The following is a 16,395-nucleotide window of genomic DNA, read 5'->3' as shown; positions in this document are numbered from 1 at the left end:
CGCGCAGTCGAGCTTCGCCTTGGCAACGTCGATTCCTAAATTAAACATGCTGTGGTCCTCTTGCGATCTACCTTGTGAATGCGGGCTAACCGGCATGCCGGTGCCAAAGATACTGTCCGATCTTGACATTGAGGATGGGTAACTGGTGCGAGATCTACGAAACTGGCTCGAAGCCTAAGGGCGGATACGGCATCCAGTTACCCGGTCTTGATATGCTTACCAAGATTTTGACAGCGGTCGATACCGTTCGCAATATCACGAACGGCATGAAAGGAATAATACAAGGTCGGATTAGCGCAGCGTAATCCGACATCACCACAGCCATTAGAAAAGCCAACAATATTGTCGGATTGAGCGGGACAACGTCCCGCGAATCCGACCTACAGCGGCACACACCACCCTGGCGCGCGAACGCTTCCGTGCCGACCTTTTCAAACTCGGCGCTGCCCTCGTCCCGGGCGCAGGTTGGCGCTGGCTGGCGTAGGTCGGATTAGCGCAGCGTAATCCGACATCACCACAGCCATTAGCAAAGCCAACAATATTGTCCGATTACGAGAGACAACGTCCCGCGAATCCGACCTACAACGGCCGCAGGCTGGCCCACACGCCGCCCTGGCGCTCGAACGCTTCCGTGCTGACTTTTTCAAAGTCGGCCTTCTCTTCACTCCAGCTGTAGCGCTCGACGCGGATGCAGCTGGGCTCCACTTTCAGTACATTAAAGGAATTCGACTCGCCCCTGCCCCGCGTGGACGTAGCCGTGCCTGCCTGCACCATCAGCGCCGCGTAGCCGGCGATCTTGTAGCGCTCGGCCGTGTTGCCGGCCACGCTGGCATGCAAGTGTCCTGCCAGCAGCAAGTCGACGCCGCACTCGGAAAACATTTGCAGGGCCTGGGGCGCGCGGTCGACCAGGTCGTCCTTGTCGAAGTTCTCGGGCAAGTCGAACGGGTGATGCGTGACGATGATGCGCGTCAGGCCGGGCGGCAAACGGCCCAGGCGTTCACGCAGGAAATCGATCTGCTCGTGGCTGATGCGGCCATCCTTGAAAGTCAGGGAACGGGCCGTGTTGATGCCCAGCACGGCAATTTCTTCATCCACGTATTCGGGCGACAGATCGTCCGTCAGGTAGCGCCGGTATTTCACCAGCGGCGTCAGGAAGCGGGAAAAGACGTTGTATAGCGGCACGTCATGGTTGCCAGGCACGACGATCTGCGGCCCCGGCAAACTGTCAAGAAACGCCCGCGCCTGCTGGAATTGCACGCTGCGGGCGCGCTGCGTCAGGTCGCCCGAGACCACCACCACATCGGGTTCCAGGCGCTCGACCAGCACGCGCAGGGGAGCCAGCAGGGCCGCATCGACCTTGCCGAAATGCAGGTCAGACAAATGCACGATGGTACGCATGTTTCCTCCTAGGCCGGCGCGGACGCCGGCACGAGCACCTCCAGCGCGGCGGGGCGGATCCGGTAATGCAGCGGTGTATTCATGATGGTCACTTCGCCGTCGGTGGCCACGCGCAGGCGCCTGTGCTTCGTGGCAATTTCCAGGTCGGTGGCCGTCAGCACGTCAAAATCCTTGGCCTGCGACAACTTGCCGAACAGCGCGTGCAGTGCCAGCTTCAGCAGTCCCAGGCGGCCCGGGCGCTGCGCCACATACAGGCTCAGCTGGCCGCCATCGAGCCGCTCGCGCTCGCCGATATTCAAGCCCTCCATCAGGTATTCATTGTTGCCGATAAAGACGAACGGCGTGCGCCGCGCATGCACGGCATCGTTGAGTTTCAATTGCACGCTGAGGAAGGGATAGCGGCGCAGCGCGGCCACCAGGGCCCAGCTGAAGGCCAGCCACTTGCCCCGCCCCAGGCGGCGCTGCTGCTTTTCGCGGTCGCGCACGATATCGGGATACAGGCCCAGGCTGGAATTATTCAGGAAGATGCGGCCATTCACCTCGCCCACGTCGACCTGGTGTGGCACGCCCTGCGCCACATTGGCGATGGCCGCATCGAGTTCCAGCGGAATATTCAGATCCTTGGCGAAATGATTCAAGGTACCCAAAGGCAACACACCGAACGGCGTGCCGCTGCCCACGACGACGGAGGCGACGGCGTTGATGGTGCCATCGCCGCCGCCGGCGACGACGATGGGCGCGCCATCGCCCAGCGCCTGCTCCGCCGTGGCGATCATCTCGGCGCCGCTTTGCGCCAGAGTGATGGCGGCGTCGAGGCCGACGGCGGCAAATTTGGCTTCCAGTTGCCGCGCCCAGTCGGGTGCGTAGCCGCAGCCGGCGCCCCCGTTGATGATGACTGCAATCTTGCTCAGGACAGTTTCCCCTATTTGGTTTGCCGGATATGCCGGCGGCGGCGCAGGGTCGACACGCCGGCGATACAGATGGCCAGCCAGCCATAGCTTTCCGCCATCGCCGCCAGCACATCGCTCAGGTAATGCGCCCCCAGGTAAATACGGCTGAAGCCCACCAGTGCGGCCATCAGGAATGCCGCCAGCGCGATGGCGATGCGCTTGCCCCAGGCGCCTGGTGCCGTCTGGCAAATCAGGTAGGCGGCCAGCAAACCGTACAGGGCCGTCGAGGTGGCCGTATGCCCACTGGGAAAGCTGTACGTGCTGAGGGCCGTCTGCAGGATGGGCTCGTCAAAACTGGGGCGCGCACGCGCAAATACATACTTTAGCAGCAGGTTGAGGAACATGACGCCCGGCATGGTGATCACCAGGGTAAACAGCCAGTAAGTGGCGCCCTTGCGGTACCAGTACCAGCCCAGCAGGGCCGCCAGCGTAATGGCGCCGATCACGCCATGCATATGCGTGATCACCAGCAGGCAGCGCGTGATCCACGGCACCGCATGCTGGTTGAACCACTGCGCCACCTGCAGGTCGATCACCGTGATCCGGGCCATGCCCATGACGGCTTCGGCGATTTCGTGGAAGACCACGATGGCAACCAGCATCAGGGCCACGCCCACCGTCATGTGCAGCCCCAGTTCGCCTTCGGGCGACAGGCGCGCCTCGACGAAGCGACGCAGTTTCGTGGTCCAGCCCGTGGTCATGCCCATGTCATTCTTGTGTTGCAAACTGCTTACTCCTCAAGTTCGGTGCAGTGATCAAAAAAACCACACCAGTAAAAAAATACTGTTTATTCATACAGTAGCTGTGTTTTCATACAGTAGTTATGCTATTCTGATGACTCGTTCAACACATCTCCCTCAAAGGAATTGTCATGGCAACATTGAATAGCGGTTTTGGCTCACGGTTTGGCCTGGAATACGCCCCAAGCTCTTTCCTCGTCCGCATGGGCAAGCGCGAAATCCTCGTCTGCCGCGACTTCCGCAAGCGCTACTACACCGTCAATCCCTTGATTGAGTGCGGTACGGGCATCGAGCCGGGCTATGTTGAAGTGCTGCTGATGCGCCGCTGGTTGTTGATCTTATCTAAAGCGCATTAAATACGCCTTAAAAATCTGCTGCGCGGCGCGATTTTCGGCCTGCGAGGCGCGCTGTACCAAAGTACAGCTGCGCTTCTTGGCCAGCGGGGGCGCCAAGCCTCGTTGCCGCTCGCTACGATTTTTCTCGGCGTATTCCGGGGCTTTCAACAGCCTTGCTTGAAAGCTCCGCCCGGCCACGCCGGGAGCGCGCCAGTACCGGCCAGCAGCACGCTGGCCGACCCCTCATTACTGTGTGCGTTCCGGTGCGGCCGGGCTGGCAGGTGTGGCGCCGCGATTGCTAGCTGCTGTCGCTGGCGGTGCGCTGTCAAACACATTCGCTTCGTACCACAGTGTTACGAACAGCACCATCACGACGGGGCCGATGAACAGGCCCACGAGTCCCAGGGTTTCCACGCCGCCCAGAATGCCGAACAGCACTGCCAGGAAAGGCAGGCGGGTGGCATTGCCGATCATGCCGGGCCGCACGAAATGGTCGGCCACGAACAGCACCACGGTGCCCCACACGGCCACGCCGATGGCGGCGCCCACCTTGGCCTGGAACAGCAGCACGGCGGCCGCGCACAGATAGGCCAGCGGCGCGCCGAATGGGATGATGGCCAGGATGCCCGTGGCAAATGCCCACAGGGCCGGTGACGGCAGACCGGCGAGCGCGTAGGCAATGCCGATCAGCACGCCCTCGGCCAGCCCCACCAGCACCAGGCCGTTGACGGTGGCGCGGATGGCCGTGGGAATCTTTTGCGCATAGCGTCCCCACCGTTCCGGGCGCAGGAAATGGCTGCCGATGGCGGTGATCTGGCGCGTCAGCGCTTCGCCATCCTTGTAAAAGAAAAACAGGCACAAAAACGCCAGGCCGAAATCGACCAGGCGGTGGAAGACATCGGCGCCGAGGATTTTAAGCATGTCGCGCGCGGAATGAAAGCCGCCCACGGCGCTGCCCGCAAAGAAGTGGCCCAGGCCATGGGGCTGGCTCAGGGTGGCTTGCCACCAGTCGCCGATGGCATTGCCGGCCAGGGGAATTTGCGCCACCCAGCCCGGCACGGGCAAGCCATTGCTATTTGCATTGACGACGAAGTTGGCCAGCATCGGCACTTCGCGCGCCGCCTGCGCCACGCCCAACAGCACGGGAATGATGAAGATGCAGGCAAACGCCAGGGTCAGCACGGCTGCCGCGATGATGGGGCGCTGTCCCAGCGCCGCGCGCACGCGCAGATACAGGGGCCAGGTGGCCACGCACAGGATGCCGGCCCAGACCAGGGGCAGGAAAAAGCGCTGCATGACGAAACCCGTCAGGGCAATCAGGGCCAGGGAAAAGCCTGCGCTGAGAATATCGCGCTGGGTATCGCTCATACCGCTCCATTCATGCCCGCACCAGGGAAAGTGGCGGGCGTGGCTATGCGCCAGTTGCGCAGCCGTAGCGTAACACGGCACTTGCCGGGGCGGCCTTACACCAGGCCAAGCTCCACCGGCGCCACGCCGGCAAACACCTGATCCAGCTGCGTCGCGCTCAAGCCAAAGGTGCGGCGCAGCAAGCCGCCCAGCACGGCGCGGTATTCATTGAGCACCGGCATGTCGCGGTTCTGGAACAGGGTCGCTTGCGCGATCGCCACTTGCTCTCCGGCCACTTGCTTGCCCTGGATACCACCGCCCAGCACCCAGAACACGCTGCCGTGGCCATGGTCCGTGCCGCGGTTGCCGTTTTCGCGGAAGGTGCGGCCAAATTCGCTGACGACGACGACCAGCGTCTTGCGCCAGGCGCTGCCCATTTCCTGCGAAAACGCAGACAAGCCCCGTCCCAGTTCGTCGAAGCGCCCCGCCAGGTAGCCGTTGGCGCCGCCCTGCCCCACGTGGGTATCCCAGCCGCCAACGTCGACAAAGCCGATGTTGTATTTGTCCTTCATCAAGCGGGCGATGCGCTGCGCCTCCAGTTCAAAGCCGCGGGTAGAGATGGCGTTGCGGTTGGCCGCCAGCATTTCTCCCGTCAGTTCCTTCGTCACATCGTCGCGCACGACAAAACCGGCGGCCACCGGCTGCTGCAAGGGCGTGCCCCGGTACATGGCGGCGATGATCTGGCTTTGACGCGCATCAATGCCCGCCTTGCCCACCGAGCGCAGCGCCATGTTCGGCACTTGCACGCCGCCCTGGAAGATCAGCGGCAGCTGGTCCGTGAAGGCGATGGCCGGATTGAGCGGATTGGCCTTGCTGCTGTTCAAGGTCTGCACCAGGCGGTTCAAAAAGCCAGAACGGAAATCGCGGCGCTTGCCCAGTTCCTGGCCCAGCTCGATCGTATCCTGCGTCTCGAAATGGCTGCGCGTCACATCCGTCGTGCCGGCAAACGGGATAAAGGCCGCCTCGCCGCTGTTGAACATGGGATAAATGGTCTCGCGCAAGGCCGGATGCAGCGCCCAGTCCCCATTCAGGGCCAGCGCGCCGTTTTCCATGCCCGGCTTCGCGATGGCGATATTCGGCCGCGCCGCATAATAGAAATCGCTGCCGACAGGCACCAGCAAGTTGTTCGCGTCATAGCCGCCGCGCAGGAAGACGAACAGCAGCTTCGCGTCCGTGGCGGGCGCGGCCAGCAGGCTGCCCGCGTGGGTCAGCAAGGGCGCGGCGGCCAGGGCTTTCAACAGGTCACGACGGTGCATGGCAGTCCTCCGGAGTCTACTTAACGGTGCATCATTTCTGGCGACGAAAGAAAAAACGTGTTCCATTCCTGCGGCGAGGCGGCCTGCTCCAGGGCCTGGCGCGTGGCCGGACTCAAGGTGGCTTGCAGCGACTGGTAATACAGGGCGCTGGCCAGTTGCGGGAACGCCACTTTTTCCTGCGGCTGCGGGCCATCCGTCTTGAACAGGCCGGCGCTGCCCGAACCGATGGTGCGGGCGATATCGAAGCGCGTCGTCATCTGGCCGGGGCTGGCCCAGGACGCATCCGTCAACGGGTAGCCGTCCGGCGTCTGGCGGCCGTACAAAGGCTGGCCCATGCGCGAAAGCCAGCTCAGCATGGGGCCCGCGTTGAGGATGGGCTTGTCGTCATAGCTGAGCCGCACGGCCGATACCACATAATGCATGGGGTCCTTGAATTTCTTGCCCAGCGACTGCTTGAATTCCTCACTGGCAAACATGGTGTGCAGCACGTCGGCGATCATGCCGTCGCTGTGCTCGAAGGTGGCCGCCATGCGCGCCACCAGCGCTTCGGGCGGATTGTCGCCGACGAAATACTGGGCCAGCTTGCCGCTGATAAATTTCGCGGTGGCGCGACTGCGGCTCAGGCGGTCCAGCGCTTCATCGAGCTCGGCCAGGCCCCGGCCCTTCACCGGGTGTCCGAGGAACTGCTTATCGCCATAATCGTGGCGGTTCGGATTGAACTCGAACAGGCCACGGCGCACGTATTGGCCTTGCAGCGCCGGCTTCACCTTCGGCGTCTCGGCGCCCAGGTTCACGCCCACGCCCGTCAGGATGCGCGCCAACTCCTGCACGTCCATCTGGCTGTAGCCGCCATTCACGCCCAGCGTGTGCAGCTCCATCAGCTCGCGCGCATAGTTTTCATTGATGCGTTTGGCGGCGTTGGCTTCATTGTCCAGGTAGCGCAGCATGGCCGGATGGTGCACGGTGGCGCCCAGCAAGTCGCGGAATTTCCCCAGGGCGTGCGGCGCGATGGCGGTCGCCTCGTAATCGCCGACCATGGCGCGCAAGTTGTGCTTGCCCTGGTGCACGCTGAAATGGTTGAGCCAGAACCAGCTCAGCTGCTGCTGCAGCTGGTTCGGCGAATACACGTCAAGCAGCAGCGAGCGCGTGGCCGCTTCGCGCGCCAGGCGGTTGAGTTCCTGCTGATAGTCTTTTTGCGCCAGTTTCTTGGCCTCGTCGTCCATGACGGCGGCGGACGCTTTGCGCTTTTGCTCCATGGACAGCACCAGCTGGTCGAGCGGCACCTGGCTGATGCTCATGGCGTCGATCTGCGCCTGGATGGCGGGCGGCAAGCGGGCTGGACCTGGATGCAATTGCGCCTGCAGGTAGCGTTGCCAGCCTTCCTCTTGCACCTGGCGCGCGCTGCCGGCGTTCACGCCCCAGCTGACCCGCTCGAGCATGGCGAGCGCCTGCGCGGGATGGTCGGCGTGGACGGGCTGTTGCGTCGCTGGTCCGGCACAGCCGGCCAGGCACAGTGCGGCAAGCACGACGGCGGGTAGCAAGCGTTTCGGCAACATGGCGCTCCTTCAGGCGGTTTTCAGCAAAATGCAAGAGTACGCCCAGCTTGAGCCGCGCATGATTGCCATTTGCAACGAGTTGTAATGAAGAATGCTTTATGCCAGGGCCGCACACTGTTCCCGCAGGAAATCTCGCAGCTGCAGCACCAGCGGCGTCACTTGCGCCCGGTGCGTGCATACCAGATGCAAGGGCGTGGCCTCGCCCGCCACCTCGGGCAGCAGCATTTGCAAACGGCCGGCGGCCACGTCGCCAGCCACATCGAGCCGCGACTTATACGCGATGCCCAGGCCCGCCACGGCCCAGCGCCGCACCAGCTCGGCATCGTCGGCGCTGCGGTTGCCGCTCACCTGCAGCGTCACCTGCTCACGCTGCGGCAGGCGGTAAAACGTCCAGCGGTCGTGCAAGCCATCTTCCAGCGCGAAGCGCAAACAATTGTGCTGCGCCAGCTCTTCCAGCGCCAGCAGGGGGCCGTGCGCGCGCAGATATTCCGGCGAAGCCACCAGTACGCGGTCATTCGCGGGGGCGATGGGCATGGCGATCAGCGAGGAGTCGTCCTGCTGGCCATAGCGCAGGGCCACGTCGACTTGCTGGCGCACCATGTCGGCCACCCGGTCGCTGACGCTGAGCTGGTAGCGCAGCTTCGGGTGGCGCTGCTGGAAGGCGTCGAGCCAGCCCAGCATCAGATTGCGGCCCAGGTCGGAAGGCATGGCAATTTTCAAGGTTCCACCGAAACTGTCCTTGCTAGCCAGCAGTGCGTCACGGCCCGCGCGCAGCAGGCGCAAGGCTTCGCGCGCGTGTTCGAGATATTGCGTGCCTTCCGGCGTCAGGCTCAGCGAACGGGTGGTACGGGCCAGCAGGCGCAAGCCCAATTCCCCTTCCAGACGCTTGACGGCGGCGCTGGCCAGCGCGGGCGAAATGCCGAGCTCGCGCGCGGCTGACGACAGGCTGCCCCGGTCGGCCGTGCATACGAATACCTGCAAGTCATCGAGTCGCAGCAATTTTCAGCATTCCTTTGAAAGTGTTTCGGTACGCGCCCACTTTTACCCAGGCGTGAAAGTGGCCATGATACGTCATCAGGCCTGCATGGCCACGCTAACAATGCTGTCGGATTACGCGCGATACCACCGCGCTGATCCGACCCGCGCCGACTCCGTTACTGTTTTATCAAAGGAAACACATGAAAGCCATCGCCTACCGCCACAGCCTGCCCATCACCGATGCCGACGCCCTGCTCGACATCGAACTGCCCGTGCCCGTCGCCACGGGGCGCGACCTGCTTGTCGCCGTGCACGCCATCTCCGTCAACCCCGTTGACACCAAGGTGCGCAAGAACCGCGCGCCGAAGGACGGCCAGCCGGAAGTGCTGGGCTGGGATGCGGCCGGCGTCGTCACCGCCGTCGGCCCCGACGTGAGCCTGTTCCAGGTGGGCGACAAGGTCTGGTACGCGGGCGCCATCAACCGCCCCGGCAGCAACAGCCAGTTCCAGCTGGTTGACGAGCGCATCGTCGGCCACATGCCGGCCAGCCTGGATTTCGCGCCCGCCGCCGCCCTGCCTTTGACGGCCATCACGGCCTGGGAATTGTTGTTCGACCGCCTGCAGATCAGCCGCGACAGGAATCTCACGGGCAAGTCCCTGCTGGTGATTGGCGCGGCCGGCGGCGTCGGTTCCGTGCTGCTGCAACTGGCGCGGCAGTTGACGGGCGTGACCATCATCGGCACGGCCTCGCGTCCGGAAACGGCGGCCTGGGTGCGGGAACTGGGCGCCCACCACGTGATCGACCACAGCTTGCCGCTGGCTGCGGAAATCACGCGCCTGGGCTTGCCGCCTGTCGATTATGTGATCAGCCTGAACCAGACCGACAGGCATTTCGAACAGATCGTCGAACTCATCGCGCCACAGGGCAAGTTTGCCCTGATCGACGATCCCGAGCAGATCGACGTGCGCAAGTTCAAGGGCAAGAGCGTGTCCCTGCACTGGGAACTGATGTTTACCCGCTCGCTGTTCCAGACGGCCGACATGGTCAAGCAGCATGAATTGCTCGACGAACTGGCGCAGCTGGTGGACGCTGGCGTCATCCAGACCACCCTGGCCGAGCGTTTCGGCACCATCAACGCACAAAATCTGAAACGCGCGCATGCCCTGCTGGAAAGCAATACGGCCAAAGGCAAGATCGTGCTGGAAGGGTTTTAAGCGAGCAATATCCACCCCAACGGCAAAAGTAGCGGGGTCGGCCCCTGAGGGTCCGACCCAGAACTTGCTATCGGCTTGAAAAGTGCAGCTGATTACCGTGGTGCCGTAATCAAAATAGCCCGGAAATCATTGACGTTGGTCAATGTCGGACCGGTGATCACGCTATCGCCCAGCGCCTGGAAGAAGCCGTGGCCATCGTTGTTGTCCAGGCTGTCGCGCGGCTTGATGCCCTGCGCCCAGGCGCGCTGCAGGGTGTCAGGCGCCAGATACGCTCCCGCGATCTCTTCCTGGCCATCGACGCCGTCCGTGTCGCCGGCCAGCGCATGGATACCCTCCTGCCCCTGCAAGGCGAGGCCCAGCGCCAGCAGGAATTCCACATTGCGTCCGCCGCGCCCCTGGCCGCGCACCGTCACCGTCGTTTCGCCGCCCGACAGCAGCACGCAGGGAGCGGGAAATGGCTGTCCGCGCATGGCCGTTTGCAGCGCGATGCCGGCCATGGCCGTGCCCACATCGCGCGCTTCGCCCTCCAGGCTGTCGCCTAATATATAGGGCGTGACGCCGGCCGCGCGCGCCACGGCGGCGGCCGCTTCCAGTGCCAGTTGCGGCGTGGCCACCAGGGTCGTCTGCGTGCGCGCCAGGCGCGGGTCACCCGGTTTCACGGATTCGCCGCGCCCGCTTTCCAGCGTCTTGCGTATGCTGTCCGGCAAGGCGATGCCATAGCGGCGCACGATGGCCAGCGCATCGTCGCACGTCGTCGCGTCCGCCACCGTGGGGCCGGAGGCGATGTCGCCCAGCTTGTCCCCGGGCACGTCCGAGATCGCCAAGGTCACCACCTGGGCCGGATGGCAAGCGGCCGCCAATCTACCGCCCTTGATGGCGGACAAATGGCGGCGCACGCAGTTCATTTCGCCGATGGTGGCGCCGGACGCCAGCAGCGCGCGGTTCAAGGCTTGCTTGTCTTCCAGGCTGATGCCGTCCAGGGGCAAGGCCAGCAGGGACGAGCCGCCGCCCGATATCAGGCACAGCACGGTGTCATCTGCCTGCAAGTTGCCCACCAACTCCAGCATGCGCCGCGCCGCGTCCATGCCGGCCTGGTCGGGCACGGGGTGCGACGCTTCGGCGATCTCGATGCGTGCGCACGGCACGCCGTAGCCGTAGCGCGTGACGACCAGGCCCGACAACGGCCCCGGCCAGTGCTGCTCCACGGCTTGCGCCATGGCCGCCGAGGCCTTGCCGGCGCCGATGACGATCAGGCGGCCTGCCGGCACGGGCGGCAGATGGGGCGGCACGCAGTGCGCCGGTTGCGCCGCGGCGATGGCGGCGTTAAACATGGCTTGCAACAAGGTGCGCGGTGCTGGGATGGTCGTCATTGTGTCTCCTCCGGGATCCGGACTCGATCATAGCAGTGCCCGCGGCCCGGCAGCTACAATGGCGGCTTGACTATCTGACAGGAATACAATGAACGACGCCATCGAATGGACCGGCCTGGCCCGCACTTTCGGCCTCTTTACCGTCACGGCCGTGGCCGAACTGCTGGGCTGCTACCTGCCCATGCTGTGGCTGAGCAACAAGGGCAGCGCCTGGCTGCTGTTGCCTGCCGCCCTCAGCCTGCTGGTCTTCGTGTGGCTGCTGACCTTGCATCCAGCCGCCAGCGGCCGGGTGTACGCCACGTATGGCGCCATCTATATCGCCACGGCCCTGGGATGGCTGTGGCTGGTCGATGGCATCACGCCCGCCTGGACCGATATCGCCGGCGTGGGCCTGGCTCTGGCGGGCGCCGCCGTGATTGCCATGGGGCACAAGGCGGCGTAAGCAGGCTCACGCCGCCTCAGCCGACTGACGCCGCGTGCTGGCGGAAGTTCGTTTCCGCCGACCACACGGCGCTGGCACGCGCCAGCAGGACGGCTTCGCCATCGGCCAGCCAGTCGTCCGCGTCGGCGATCTTCCACATGGCTTGCAGCAGCTTGCGGCGCAGGTCCGGGTCGCTGATTTCATCGAGCAGGCTGTCGATGACGCCGTTGCTCAGTTGCACGGCGCCATGCACCGTCGAGGTCAGCATGTCATCGCACAGGTTTTGCAGCAGCAATTGAAAGGCGCCCGGCTCCAGCTCGATATGCTCGAGGATCTTGCTGCTGTGCATGGCTTGCAGTTCGGCGCTGGCCAGGTTGCCATCGACAATCATCATCAGGGCCAGGAGACGTCCCGCTGCCTGGGGACTGTTGACTTCATACGTACGCATAGTTTTTCTTTCGCTTATCAGTTTAAAAACGCGCCCCGCCATTGCGGGGCGCGCGGTACGGCATTTACTTCTTGTCGCTACGGGTGATGAACACGCTGGCCACGCAGCTGGACACGATCAGCACCGCCACCACCAGCAAGGACGCTTCCACCGGCACGTGGTACCACGGCATGATCAGCATCTTTGCGCCGATGAACACCAGCACCATCGCCAGGCCATACTTGAGCATGTGGAAACGGTCAGCCACATCCACCAGCAGGAAATACAGGGCGCGCAATCCCATGATGGCGAACAGGTTCGACGTGAAGACGATGAACGGGTCCGTCGTGATGGCAAAGATCGCCGGGATCGAATCGACCGCGAATACCAGGTCCGTCACTTCGATCAAAATCAGCACCAGGAACAGCGGCGTGACATAGCGCAAGCCATTCTTGGCGACGAAGAAACGCTCGCCGTGGTCGCCGTCCGCCACCCGCAAGTGGCGGCGGGCGAAGCGCAGCACCGGGTTGTTCGCCACGTCCGGCTCGGCATCGGCCGCCACCAGCATGCGCATGCCGGTAATCAACAGGAATGCGCCAAACAGGTACAGCACCCAGCTGAACTCGCTCACCACCCAGGCACCGGCCATGATCATCACGGCACGCATCACGATCGCGCCCAGCACGCCGTAAATCAGCACGCGGCGCTGATACTGGATCGGCACCTGGAAGGCGCTGAAGATCAGCAGGAAGACGAACACGTTATCGACCGACAGCGCTTTTTCGATCAGGTAGCCGGAAAAGAATTCCAGCGCCTTCTGGTTGGCGATCTCGGGTCCGGCCGTGCCGTTCAGATACCACCACAGGCCGCCGTTGAACAGCAGGGCCAGGCTGACCCACACCAGCGACCAGGTCGCCGCTTCCTTGACGCCCACCTTGTGCGCCTTGTTGCCGCCGAAGACGAACAGGTCGAGCGCCAGCATGAACAGGACGAATACGATAAAGCCGGCCCACATGGGTGCCGTGGCAATGCTTTCCAGGCCGTTCATCGGCGGCCTCCGTCAGTGTTGATGTCTACCTTGCAGCACATGGTGTTCTCCTCGCATGAATAACAAGCAGCCATCATATGCCTAATTAAAACATCGAACAAATCGAATATAATTAACACATACATCGAATAATTCGATGTATTAACAAACAGGATCAATGATGTCCACGCTTAACTTCAAACACTTGCGCTATTTCTGGATGGTGGCCAAGACGGGCAGCATCGCCCGCGCGGCCGAGCAGCTGCACCTGACGCCGCAATCGATCTCCGGCCAGCTGGGCGACTTTGCCGACAGCCTGGGCGTGGAGCTGTTCCGCCGCAGCGGGCGCAACCTGGAGTTGACGGACACGGGCCGGCGCATCCTCAGCCATGCGGAAGAGATTTTCAGCGCCGGCGATGAATTGCTGGAAATCGTGCGCGACCAGTCGCGCACCACGACGACGACCTTCCGCGTCGGCTGCGCCGATTCCGTGTCGAAACTGATCGCCTGCCGCCTGGTGGAACCGGCGCTGAGCCTGGCCGAACCGCTGCGCATGATTTGCCGCGAGGGACGCCTGGCCAGCCTGCTGGCGGACCTGGCCGTGCACCGGCTTGACCTGATCATCGCCGACCGCCCCATGCCGGCCCACCTGAGCGTACGCGGTTTTAACCATTTGCTTGGCGAGAGCGGCATGACCCTGTTCGGCACCAGGGCGCTGGCCGCCACCCTGCAGGGCGATTTCCCCCAGTGCCTGGACCGCGCCCCGCTGTTGCTGCCCGGCGAGGATTTCGCCATTTACGGCCGTCTGCTGCAATGGCTCGGCGAAAACAATCTGCACCCGCGCATCGTCGGCGAATTCGACGACAGCGCCATGATGAAGGCCTTCGGCCAGTCCGGCGCCGGCCTGTTCTTTGCGCCCACCGTCATCGCGCCCCAGGTCTGCGAACAGCACGGCGTGGTGGCGCTGGGAAGGGTCGACAACCTGGTCGAGCAAGTCTATGCCATCACCACCGAGCGGCGCCTCAGCCATCCAGCCACCGTCGCCATCAGCCAGAGCGCGCGGCGCGAACTGTTCGTGTAGGCACCCGCCGCCCGCCTTGCCGCTGCGTGCTGACGACGAGCTTGCCTGGCTGCCCGCCCCGCTCCAGCAGCGCATGCGCGCGCCGCATGCTGGCACCACCCGGCAGCAGCGGCAGCAGCATCGGTATCGGTATCGGCAGCACCAGGCTGCCCCGTGGCTGGCGGTCGCCGGGCCGCAGCTGGCGCCGACAGTGCGGGCGCTGGTCGATTTCCTGGCTGGCGCGGGTCTGCTGTCGTCAATTGCCCACAAATAAGGCAGAGCAAAAACATTCGAGCAAATATATCGCTATAATGGCAAGTCTCCCCGACGCCCTGCGCGCCCCTTCCTGGACTTGCCGCAATGAAGCACTTGCACGACATCCCCTCTGCCTTCAAGCATGAATTTGCCAACCCGCGCCTGTGGTGGTCGCGCGCCGTCGTCGTCGGCATGGCGGCCATCGCCGGCCTCGTCGTCGTCGGCTTCACATGGCTGGCGGAAGAGGCGCTCGATCTTTTCCTGTTTTTTAACGGCAAGGCCTGGTGGTTCGCCCTGCTGTGGACACCCGTTTGCGCCGCCGTGCTGGTCTGGCTGACGCGCCGCTACGCCATGGGCGCGGCCGGTTCCGGCATCCCGCAAGTGATGGCGACCCTGGACCCGGCCGTCGCGCCCGAGCAGCGTTCACTGTTTGTCTCGCTGAAACTCAGCGCCGCGAAGATCCTGCTGACGGCGGGCGGCTTACTGGGGGGCTTGTCCCTGGGGCGCGAAGGCCCTTCCGTGCAAATCGCCGCCGGCGTCATGCTGGCCGCGCGCCGGGCGCTGCCGCGCCACTCGCAAGTGAGCGCCCATTCGCTGCTGGTGGCCGGCGGCGCGGCCGGCATCGCGGCCGCCTTCAACACGCCGCTGGCCGGCGTCATGTTCGCCATCGAGGAACTGTCGCGCTCGCCGGAGCAGCGCAACAGCGGCCTGATCGTCGCTGGCATCGTGCTGGCCGGCATGATGGCCGTCTCCATCCACGGCAACGCCACGCACTTCGGCATCATCCACCCTGGCCCCATCGGCCTGGCGCTGGCCCTGCCCGGCTTGCTGGTAACCTTGGTCGCCGGCGTGGCGGGCGGCCTGTTCGCGCGCCTGCTGCTGGCCTCCGCGCGCGGCAATCCATTGGGCAAGCTGTCCGCGTGGAGAACTGGCCATCCCGTGCTGTTCGCCGCCGTCTGCGGATTATTGGTGGCGGCGATCGGCATCGCCAGCCATGGCGCCACCTTCGGCAGCGGCACCGTGGCCACGCGCGCCATGCTGGAAGGTTCGGCCGACGTGGCGCCCGCCTTCGTCGCATTCAAGTATGTGGCCACCTGGCTGACCGTCTGGTCGGGCGTGCCTGCAGGCATTTTCGCCCCCTCGCTGGCCATCGGCGCCGGCATCGGCCACGATATCGCCGTGCTGCTGCACTATCCGCACGCGCCCGCGCTGATCGCGCTGGGCATGGTGGGCTTCCTGGCGGCCGCCACGCAGGCGCCGCTGACGGCGTTTATCATTGTCATGGAAATGGTCGACGGCCACGGCATGGTGCTCAGCCTGATGGCCTGCGCCGTGGTGGCCAGCACCGTGTCGCGCGTGCTGAGCGAACCGCTGTACGGGGCGCTGGCGCAATTGCAGCTGCAGCGCCTGCCGCAAACGGAGCGCGGCACTACATCGTAAAGGGAAACGGCTGCATGCCGGCCTGGCGGTCGTCGGGCGCGACCACGGCCAGCAAGGCGCTCAAGCCCTGGTTCAGGTGCGCCAGGCTGGCGGCGTCCAGCTGGCTCAGCGCACTGGGCAGCAAGCCGCGTGCCGGCTGGGGCGCGCTGGCGATCACCACCTGGCCTTGCTGCGTCAGGGTCAGGGTCACCACGCGCTGGTCGGGCTGGTCGCGCGCCTTGCGCACATAGGCTTTCTTGACCAGCGCATCGACCAGGTTGCTGGCCGTGGTCTGGTGGATGGACATCCTGGCGGCCAGTTCACCCATGCGCAGGCCCGGGCGTTCGAGCAATTCCTGCATCACCCACAATTGCGCGCCCGACACGCCGCACTGCTTCTCGATCTGCGCCGAATGCCGCTGCGCCGCGCGCATGACCACGCGCATGTTTTGCAAGGCCATGCCCTGCGCCTTGGCCACCGCCGCCACGTCCACCACTTCCGCTTCCACCACCATTGCCTCCAGTTATCCGCTCCGGCTTCGCGCCTGCTGGCGGGCCGGAATCCGTACATGATACCTGCAAT

At 64.2% G+C, this 16,395-nt stretch carries 17 protein-coding genes; 6 read left to right on the top strand and 11 right to left on the bottom strand.

Features of this window, described 5'->3' with window-relative positions; translation table 11 throughout:
• Window positions 1-579 precede the first annotated feature (579 nt).
• From JaAD80_RS11350 to JaAD80_RS11340, 3 genes are read right to left on the bottom strand one after another with little or no spacing between them, the layout of a single operon-like run.
• Window positions 580-1,398, bottom strand: a complete 819-nt coding sequence (locus JaAD80_RS11350) for a metallophosphoesterase (RefSeq protein ID WP_102294262.1) — start codon at window positions 1,396-1,398, stop codon at window positions 580-582.
• A gap of 8 nt (window positions 1,399-1,406) precedes the next feature.
• Window positions 1,407-2,309 carry a diacylglycerol kinase family protein gene (locus JaAD80_RS11345; protein WP_102294272.1) on the bottom strand — a complete coding sequence of 301 codons (903 nt, stop codon included), beginning with the start codon at window positions 2,307-2,309 and terminating at the stop codon, window positions 1,407-1,409.
• Between the two features lie 11 nt (window positions 2,310-2,320).
• Entirely contained in the window at window positions 2,321-3,073 is a 753-nt protein-coding gene (locus JaAD80_RS11340) for a phosphatase PAP2 family protein (protein ID WP_308410584.1), read from the bottom strand.
• Between the two features lie 146 nt (window positions 3,074-3,219).
• Between JaAD80_RS11340 and JaAD80_RS11335 the strand changes: the two genes are divergently transcribed.
• Window positions 3,220-3,444 (top strand): hypothetical protein, encoded by a 225-nt coding sequence (locus JaAD80_RS11335; protein ID WP_010396348.1) that lies wholly within the window; start codon window positions 3,220-3,222, stop codon window positions 3,442-3,444.
• Window positions 3,445-3,669: 225 nt separating this feature from the next.
• Here the strand turns inward: JaAD80_RS11335 and JaAD80_RS11330 are convergent, their stop codons facing one another.
• From JaAD80_RS11330 to JaAD80_RS11315, 4 genes are all read right to left on the bottom strand, one after another.
• Entirely contained in the window at window positions 3,670-4,791 is a 1,122-nt protein-coding gene (locus JaAD80_RS11330; protein WP_102294261.1) for an AI-2E family transporter, read from the bottom strand.
• A gap of 95 nt (window positions 4,792-4,886) precedes the next feature.
• Window positions 4,887-6,086 (bottom strand): DUF1501 domain-containing protein, encoded by a 1,200-nt coding sequence (locus JaAD80_RS11325; RefSeq protein WP_102294260.1) that lies wholly within the window; start codon window positions 6,084-6,086, stop codon window positions 4,887-4,889.
• A 20-nt stretch (window positions 6,087-6,106) separates the two neighbouring features.
• Entirely contained in the window at window positions 6,107-7,642 is a 1,536-nt protein-coding gene (locus JaAD80_RS11320) for a DUF1800 domain-containing protein (protein WP_102294259.1), read from the bottom strand.
• Window positions 7,643-7,738: 96 nt separating this feature from the next.
• The gene (locus JaAD80_RS11315; protein ID WP_102294258.1) at window positions 7,739-8,641 is read right to left on the bottom strand and encodes a LysR family transcriptional regulator; all 903 of its coding nucleotides are present in this window, start codon (window positions 8,639-8,641) and stop codon (window positions 7,739-7,741) included.
• Window positions 8,642-8,820: 179 nt separating this feature from the next.
• Here JaAD80_RS11315 and JaAD80_RS11310 point away from each other — a divergent pair, with 179 nt between their 5' ends.
• Entirely contained in the window at window positions 8,821-9,834 is a 1,014-nt protein-coding gene (locus JaAD80_RS11310; RefSeq protein ID WP_102294257.1) for a zinc-binding alcohol dehydrogenase family protein, read from the top strand.
• A gap of 92 nt (window positions 9,835-9,926) precedes the next feature.
• Here JaAD80_RS11310 and JaAD80_RS11305 read toward each other — a convergent pair whose 3' ends face one another.
• Window positions 9,927-11,204: a glycerate kinase gene (locus JaAD80_RS11305; protein WP_102294256.1), complete on the bottom strand. Its 1,278-nt coding sequence runs from the start codon at window positions 11,202-11,204 to the stop codon at window positions 9,927-9,929.
• Window positions 11,205-11,292: 88 nt separating this feature from the next.
• On the opposite strand from JaAD80_RS11305, the gene JaAD80_RS11300 reads away from it, so the two are divergent.
• The gene (locus tag JaAD80_RS11300; RefSeq protein WP_102294255.1) at window positions 11,293-11,646 is read left to right on the top strand and encodes a YnfA family protein; all 354 of its coding nucleotides are present in this window, start codon (window positions 11,293-11,295) and stop codon (window positions 11,644-11,646) included.
• A 16-nt stretch (window positions 11,647-11,662) separates the two neighbouring features.
• Here the strand turns inward: JaAD80_RS11300 and JaAD80_RS11295 are convergent, their stop codons facing one another.
• Both JaAD80_RS11295 and JaAD80_RS11290 read right to left on the bottom strand, forming a co-directional pair.
• Window positions 11,663-12,073, bottom strand: coding sequence for a TerB family tellurite resistance protein (locus tag JaAD80_RS11295; protein ID WP_102294254.1), 411 nt, complete (start codon window positions 12,071-12,073; stop codon window positions 11,663-11,665).
• A 64-nt stretch (window positions 12,074-12,137) separates the two neighbouring features.
• Window positions 12,138-13,100, bottom strand: coding sequence for a TerC family protein (locus tag JaAD80_RS11290; RefSeq protein ID WP_102294253.1), 963 nt, complete (start codon window positions 13,098-13,100; stop codon window positions 12,138-12,140).
• A gap of 160 nt (window positions 13,101-13,260) precedes the next feature.
• On the opposite strand from JaAD80_RS11290, the gene nhaR reads away from it, so the two are divergent.
• The 3 genes from nhaR to JaAD80_RS11275 all read left to right on the top strand — a co-directional run bounded on the left by nhaR (window position 13,261) and on the right by JaAD80_RS11275 (window position 15,834).
• Window positions 13,261-14,160 (top strand): transcriptional activator NhaR, encoded by a 900-nt coding sequence (gene nhaR, locus JaAD80_RS11285; RefSeq protein WP_102294252.1) that lies wholly within the window; start codon window positions 13,261-13,263, stop codon window positions 14,158-14,160.
• A gap of 16 nt (window positions 14,161-14,176) precedes the next feature.
• Entirely contained in the window at window positions 14,177-14,413 is a 237-nt protein-coding gene (locus tag JaAD80_RS30670) for a hypothetical protein (protein ID WP_180979381.1), read from the top strand.
• A gap of 86 nt (window positions 14,414-14,499) precedes the next feature.
• Window positions 14,500-15,834 carry a chloride channel protein gene (locus JaAD80_RS11275; RefSeq protein ID WP_102294250.1) on the top strand — a complete coding sequence of 445 codons (1,335 nt, stop codon included), beginning with the start codon at window positions 14,500-14,502 and terminating at the stop codon, window positions 15,832-15,834.
• On the opposite strand, the gene JaAD80_RS11270 is transcribed toward JaAD80_RS11275, so the two are convergent.
• The gene (locus tag JaAD80_RS11270; protein WP_102294249.1) at window positions 15,824-16,327 is read right to left on the bottom strand and encodes a MarR family winged helix-turn-helix transcriptional regulator; all 504 of its coding nucleotides are present in this window, start codon (window positions 16,325-16,327) and stop codon (window positions 15,824-15,826) included. The genes JaAD80_RS11275 and JaAD80_RS11270 overlap by 11 nt on opposite strands.
• Window positions 16,328-16,395 lie beyond the last annotated feature (68 nt).

The sequence above is a fragment of the Janthinobacterium sp. AD80 genome (assembly GCF_002878455.1).
Taxonomy (GTDB): Bacteria; Pseudomonadota; Gammaproteobacteria; order Burkholderiales; family Burkholderiaceae_D; genus Janthinobacterium.
Note: the sequence above shows the minus strand (reverse complement) of the source record. Positions and strands in the feature narration are given on the sequence as shown.

Coding starts and splice junctions, on each gene's coding strand:
- JaAD80_RS11350 (WP_102294262.1), bottom strand. CDS start 1,398: ATGCGTACCATCGTGCATTTGTCTGACCTGCATTTCGGCAAGGTCGAT.
- JaAD80_RS11335 (WP_010396348.1), top strand. CDS start 3,220: ATGGCAACATTGAATAGCGGTTTTGGCTCACGGTTTGGCCTGGAATAC.
- JaAD80_RS11330 (WP_102294261.1), bottom strand. CDS start 4,791: ATGAGCGATACCCAGCGCGATATTCTCAGCGCAGGCTTTTCCCTGGCC.
- JaAD80_RS11325 (WP_102294260.1), bottom strand. CDS start 6,086: ATGCACCGTCGTGACCTGTTGAAAGCCCTGGCCGCCGCGCCCTTGCTG.
- JaAD80_RS11320 (WP_102294259.1), bottom strand. CDS start 7,642: ATGTTGCCGAAACGCTTGCTACCCGCCGTCGTGCTTGCCGCACTGTGC.
- JaAD80_RS11310 (WP_102294257.1), top strand. CDS start 8,821: ATGAAAGCCATCGCCTACCGCCACAGCCTGCCCATCACCGATGCCGAC.
- JaAD80_RS11305 (WP_102294256.1), bottom strand. CDS start 11,204: ATGACGACCATCCCAGCACCGCGCACCTTGTTGCAAGCCATGTTTAAC.
- JaAD80_RS11300 (WP_102294255.1), top strand. CDS start 11,293: ATGAACGACGCCATCGAATGGACCGGCCTGGCCCGCACTTTCGGCCTC.
- JaAD80_RS11295 (WP_102294254.1), bottom strand. CDS start 12,073: ATGCGTACGTATGAAGTCAACAGTCCCCAGGCAGCGGGACGTCTCCTG.
- JaAD80_RS11290 (WP_102294253.1), bottom strand. CDS start 13,100: ATGAACGGCCTGGAAAGCATTGCCACGGCACCCATGTGGGCCGGCTTT.
- nhaR (WP_102294252.1), top strand. CDS start 13,261: ATGTCCACGCTTAACTTCAAACACTTGCGCTATTTCTGGATGGTGGCC.
- JaAD80_RS11275 (WP_102294250.1), top strand. CDS start 14,500: ATGAAGCACTTGCACGACATCCCCTCTGCCTTCAAGCATGAATTTGCC.
- JaAD80_RS11270 (WP_102294249.1), bottom strand. CDS start 16,327: ATGGTGGTGGAAGCGGAAGTGGTGGACGTGGCGGCGGTGGCCAAGGCG.